Below are 6,103 nucleotides of genomic sequence, written 5' to 3'. Positions count from 1 at the left end.
CGAGCGATTGCCGACGATGCGGAGAACCAAACTCAGGGTCAGTTGGATGATGCCGTCGCCGATTTGGAAGCGGTAATGGCTACGTTCGAAGCCGCGATTATTCCGGCAGGAGATGCGACGGATTTGGAAAACTTGTTGGTTGATGCAACCCAGATGCTTGCGAACCATCCCGAAGGCGCTAACGTCGGACAAGCGTCTGCGAACGATCGCAGCGCTTTGCAGGCAGCGATCAACGCCGCGCAGGCGATCACCGACGATGCACTGAACCAAACTCAGGGTCAGTTGGATGATTCCGCCGCCGATTTGGAAGCGGCAACGACGTCGTTCGAAGCCGCGATTATCTCGGCAGGGGATACGACGTATCTGGAAGACTTGTTGGCGGATGCGACCCAGACGCTGGCGGACCATCCCGAAGGCGCAAACGTCGGACAAGCGTCGGCGAACGATCGCAGCGCTTTGCAGGCAGTGATCAACGCCGCGCGAGCGATAGCCGACGATGCGGGGAATCAAACTCAGGGTCAGTTGGATGATGCCGCCGCCGATTTGGAAGCGGCAATGACGTCGTTCGAAGCCGCGATTATTCCGGCAGGAGACGCGACAGATCTGGAAGACTTGTTGGTGAATGCAACCGAGATGCTGGCGGACCATCCCGAAGGCACAGGTGTAGGACAAGCGTCGGCGAACGATCGCAGCGCTTTGCAGGCAGTGATCAACGCCGCGCGAGAGATAGCCGACGATACGCTGAATCAAACTCAGGGTCAGTTGGATGATGCCGCCGCCGATTTGGAAGCTGCAATGGAAACGTTCGAAGCCGCGATTATCTCAGCCGGGGACGCGACGTATCTGGAAAACTTGTTGGCGGATGCAACCCAGATGCTTGCGAACCATCTCGAAGGCGCTAACGTCGGACAAGCGTCGGCGAGCGATCGCAGCGCTTTGCAGGCAGCGATCAACGCCGCGCAGGCGATCGCCGACGATGCGCTGAATCAAACTCAGGGTCAGTTGGATGACGCCGTCACCGATTTGGAAGCGGCAATGGATACGTTCGAAGCCGCTTGGGTGGGGTTAGTTCTGACGGCACCGGCGAATGAGTTGTACGGCCCGAACAATATCCTTCTCTTTAAGGTACGCTATGGTTACGAAGTAATCGTTGTCGGGACGCCGGTCATTCTGCTCACGGTTGGAACAGGCTCTGATACTCGGACGGTGTACGCCGCATATACGGGAACACGTAACGAGGCGTTGACGGAGCTGACCTTCGAATACGAAGTTTCAGCCGGAATTGCGGATGCGGATGGCATCGAAGTTGCCGCCGCACTGGAGCTTCCGGACGGTGCCAGCATCGTACGTGCCTCCGGCGGAGCCGCTTCGCTGGCGTACGGGACGCCGGATACGAGCGGAATCAACATGGTGGCGATACCGCCCGATGTTACGCTGACGGCTGAGCCTGACGGATCGCCGACGCGGCAAGTGATCAGAGCGACGGCAAGCGTGTACGGTGAATCGGCTGGTAATGCATTGACGGCGCTCCGATGGCTGAAGGGCAATCTCAACGCGGTTGATTTCATCGACGGAACAAGCGGAACTGATATATTGTCTGAGCATCGATTCACGGTCTCTGCGAACGGCGATTATACCGTTTATGCCCGAGACAAGGCAGGCAATGAAGCGGTTAAGGTGGTTGCCGTCACCGGTATCTCAACACCGTCTTCGTGGGTTGGCGGTAATCGACCGGCATCGAATTCCACCGTGATGATGAATTCGGATGGCGGTATTACCGCACTTGTTGATTCATCCGACATCGAACAAATCACACGTCCCGACGGCACGGTGATCGAACAGGTCATCCTCTCCGAACGGATGCGGGAGCGAGTACTGGAGCTTCTGAGGGAGGCGAAGAAACCGCTTGTCACGATTGAGATAAACGATCAGGAGCATGCCGTGCAAACACGGATTCCGGCTCCTTGGATCGCGGAGATGGCCAAAGCTTATCCGAATGCGATCATTGAGGCGAAGCTGAACGGATCCAGCTACCAATTGCGAATAAGTGCGCTCGACCTGGCCGGTTTGGCGGAGCGTCTTGATGCGGAAGCATCGGATTTGACCGTGAGCATCATTCAGGAGCAGGCCGGCGAGGATATTCGACATGAGATCGAACKGATCGGCGTCTCTCAAGGATTTTCCGTATTCGGTGACGTCATCGATTACAAGGTGACGGCGGAAGCAAACGGGCAAACATCGGAGGTGCAAGATTTCAGGGGGACGTATATGGTTCGGACGATCAAACTGGACGGGGAGGCGGCGAACCGCAACCTGGTTGCCGTTCAGTATGATCCGGCGACCGGAACAGTCGTTTTTGTTCCCGCGCGGCTGGACACTAGACCGGACGGCACAACGGAAGCGATTATGAATGTGCCGCATAACAGCCTCTACACGGTCGTAGACGTGAAGACCCGATCTTTCGCCGACTTAACTGGACACTGGGCGAAGGCGGATGTAGAGCATTTAGTGTCCAAGCTGTTGGTGAACGGCGTGACGGCCGACCGTTTCGCGCCCGATGGTATCATTACTCGGGCTGAATTCTTGGCTTTGCTCGTTCGAGGGCTGGGGCTGTCCGTGAAGGAAGAAGAGGATAGTTCCCGTTACGCAGATGTCCTTGCACCCGCATGGTATGCACCAGCGGTCAATGCGGCGGTGGCGAACAGACTGGTGACCGGCATCAGTGCGGACCGTTTTGCGCCTAACGACCCGATCACGCGCGAGCAAATGGCCGTGATTATCGGCAGAGCCTTAACCTTCACTGGCCATGTAACCGATGGCGATGGGCGAGAGGACAGTCCGTTGGCTGCGTTCACGGATCGCGAATCCATCTCTTCCTGGGCGCAATCGGCGGCAGCCCGTGTAGCGGAAACCGGCATCATGAAGGGGATGGAAGACGGACGTTTCGCGCCGACGGAATATGCGACGCGGGCGCAGGCGGCGGTTATGCTGAAGAGGCTCCTGCAATACCTGCATAATATCGATTAAACTCTGTTGCACGATCACTATACCAGCCAATAAGTGTCAAGAATTGAGTGATTAACACGGGACGGTGTGACGGGTATACTTGAAAAAGGGCATCCATAATGACCTTTCGGCCTGAAGAAGGAAGTAGTCAGAATAACACATGAAATGAGCAGGCGCTGCGTTGGCCTGCTCATTTTATTAAGCTAATGGCAGATTAGCGCATTGGATATAGTTGATCATGCAAGAGAGAACCAGCGCTAAAGTGAGAGCAGAATATGTTATAATAAGAGCGTTTTAAATACTACTACAATGTAGGAGAGTTACTCTATGATCATTAAATTCATTCGTTTAAGGTAATGTAAGGTACAGATCACTTAACCCATTCATTTTTTAAAAATGGTTTTGGGTTTATTTGGCTGTGCCTGTTTTCATTCACCGATTACGAATGAATGGGGTGCTTTTTTATGTCCAAACAAAGTAAAAAGATAATAAGTGCAGCTATTATTGCACGATATCAAGAGGTTTTTAGATGCCCGATATGTTTCGGTCAGATGCAAATGAACAATTTACAAAGTTTGATTTGTAGCAATCGGCATTGTTTTGATGTAGCGAGGCAGGGATATACAAACTTATTGTCACGAGCCATTAAAACTAAATATGATAAACGAATGTTCGAATATAGAAGAGTGACTTGCCAAAGCGGTTTTTTTGATCCTTTAAATGCTGCGATAAGCGATATAGTAATCAAACAACTCCGGGCCAATGAACAAACAAGCATACTAGACGCAGGGTGTGGTGAAGGCTACCATTTAACGAAGATTCAGGAAAGAATATTACGAAATACACGGAATTCTCTTTTGGCTGTCGGAATGGATATTTCTAAGGAGGGGGTCAGTTCTGCTTCAGCCGAGTATTCCAATGCTATTTGGTGTGTTGCAGACATTGCGAACTGCCCATTTGCTGATCATCAATTCAACGTCATTCTTAACATTCTATCTCCGGCTAATTATTCAGAATTTCAAAGACTGATTGCGGAAGATGGTATGGTTATAAAGGTCATTCCAGGGCAGGATTATCTTAAAGAATTAAGAGATATATTTTACAAAGGATCTCAAAAACAGGTTTACTCGAACAAAAATACTCTGGATCATTTTCATGAACATTTTGATATAACAGACGTTGAAAATATTCGATATCAGGTATTCTTGGATGACACGTTAATCGAACCTATACTGCGAATGACGCCTTTATCCTGGGGGACAACAACGGCACGTTTGCTGAAAGTTCAAGAGATCTCCCTCGGAGAATAAGGTTTTTCTCACGAATACTCGCGAATTCGCAGGATTTCACATATAGATTTAAATAGGCGTTTAAATGATTACGTCACATGGGCTAGGCAGTTCCGTTTGAGGGCAGGCGGGAATAGAAGGTGTTGGTCTATTTACAACATCTTCCTTAAAAAGATTTGCTGCACGTCTCTCTCCACAAGGTCCTTGGGATTCACTCTCCCAAATCTCAACGGGTCTAAGCCCTTACATTCCTTCGTCCTATCTATCCAAGGTGTGGAGTCCGATCAACGTTAACKGAACGGGTCTAAGCCCTAAAGCGTAAAAATCTCGGTACTCCGTGCTTTCTTTGTGAAATCCTGAGAACAGCTAATCTACGTTTCTGGGTTTCGCATGTAGTCGTTAAGCTGCTAGTAGCGGTTGAGCCTTATCCTCGGAGAAAGGTTGTCCTTCTCGCGCCATGGCTACAAGCATTCGAGCCAATTTTCCAATTAACTTCATCATGGATTGCATTTTCGTCATTCGTTTCACTTCAACATTGTGTGCATGCACGRCTTGGAATGCACGATTGTGAGATAAGAGGTGAAACACTGAGAAGTACATATGCTTCCGTAGTAATGAGTTACCTCGTTTGGTTAGCTTAACGTGCCCCTTATACTTACCAGAACTACGTTCCGCTAAGTTTAATCCAGCCTTTCGCAATAACTGATTTCCGTGAGACAGCTTACGTAAGTCCCCACCAAATGCAAATATGGCAGCCATAGCGGGAACGGAAACACCGACGGATCGAACGAGATCAGAACAGGGGATCTCGGGCAATAGCTGTTTAATGATCTCGTCCGCTTCAGCAATGATGTGGCAGATTCGTTCATATTCTTCAATGAGGTGCTTAAGTTCCCATTTGTCTTCTTCAAGGGCAGTAGCGTCTCCGATGCTATGTCTAGCGAGTGTTTGGAGCTGGATAGCCTTATTCCTGCCTCGCACACCGSCCGGTCTAGCCATGTACACTCCCCAGGTCTGCACCATCTGCTCCGGAGTTAACTGCATTACGTCAGATGGCGCTGGGAAACGATGCAAAGTAGCTAATGAACGAGGACTAAAAATATCTTCGAATGCTTTGCAGTATTCTGGAAAACGGATATCCAACCAGCGATGGATTCTGTTCTTAATTCGTCCGGATTTAACCACCCAATGCTCTCTGTTTGTGACAATAACCCGTAAGCGGCGGAAGGCYTCTTCCTTTGGAGAGAAGAGCGTATAAAACCCGCGGCTCACTGCATCGGCAATGACCAAAGCGTCCTTTGGGTCATTCTTTGATGGAGAGTTATCTCTGTTTTCCTTATTGCGTTTGGTCGTCATGGGATTAACAAGAACAACGGAAATCCCTTGATTCATCAACCAATGAGCGAGATTGAACCAGTAGTGACCAGTACTCTCCATTCCCACAATGACGTCATTGAAGTTGTGTCTGTTCTGTAATGTATGAATACTGGCCATTAAATGCTCAAAGCCCGYATGGTCGTTCGAAAACATAATGGGGCGATTGGTGAGGACAATACCTCGAAAGTTAACCGCCTGAGCAGCATGTTTCTCCTTGGCAATGTCGATGCCAATGACAAGCGTAGACGTGGAAACACGTTCTACACGTTGATTTTGAGCTTTCGTTAGTCTAGACTTCATAATAACGCCTCCTAAGGTGAGTTCTGAGGGCTGCAACCCAGTACATACTCATCCTAGCGGGGCGTTTGTTTTTCTGCAAATTGAATCTACTAAGACCTACAGGAATGTTAACTGGCAGATTAGGCAGATTA

General features: G+C 49.9%; 3 protein-coding genes. 2 read left to right on the top strand and 1 reads right to left on the bottom strand.

The window, feature by feature from the left end; genetic code table 11:
- The coding region (locus tag AB4Z29_RS32115) for an S-layer homology domain-containing protein (RefSeq protein WP_441946938.1) at positions 1-3,027 on the top strand (3,027 nt) is incomplete at its 5' end.
- Between the two features lie 443 nt (positions 3,028-3,470).
- Positions 3,471-4,316 (top strand): putative RNA methyltransferase, encoded by an 846-nt coding sequence (locus tag AB4Z29_RS32110; RefSeq protein WP_441946937.1) that lies wholly within the window; start codon positions 3,471-3,473, stop codon positions 4,314-4,316.
- 378 nt (positions 4,317-4,694) lie between these two features.
- Here AB4Z29_RS32110 and AB4Z29_RS32105 read toward each other — a convergent pair whose 3' ends face one another.
- Entirely contained in the window at positions 4,695-5,972 is a 1,278-nt protein-coding gene (locus AB4Z29_RS32105; RefSeq protein WP_441946936.1) for an IS110 family transposase, read from the bottom strand.
- Between the last annotated feature and the right edge of the window lie 131 nt (positions 5,973-6,103).

Source organism: Paenibacillus sp. 2TAB23 (genome assembly GCF_052115165.1).
GTDB lineage: Bacteria > Bacillota > Bacilli > Paenibacillales > Paenibacillaceae > Pristimantibacillus.
Note: the sequence above shows the minus strand (reverse complement) of the source record. Positions and strands in the feature narration are given on the sequence as shown.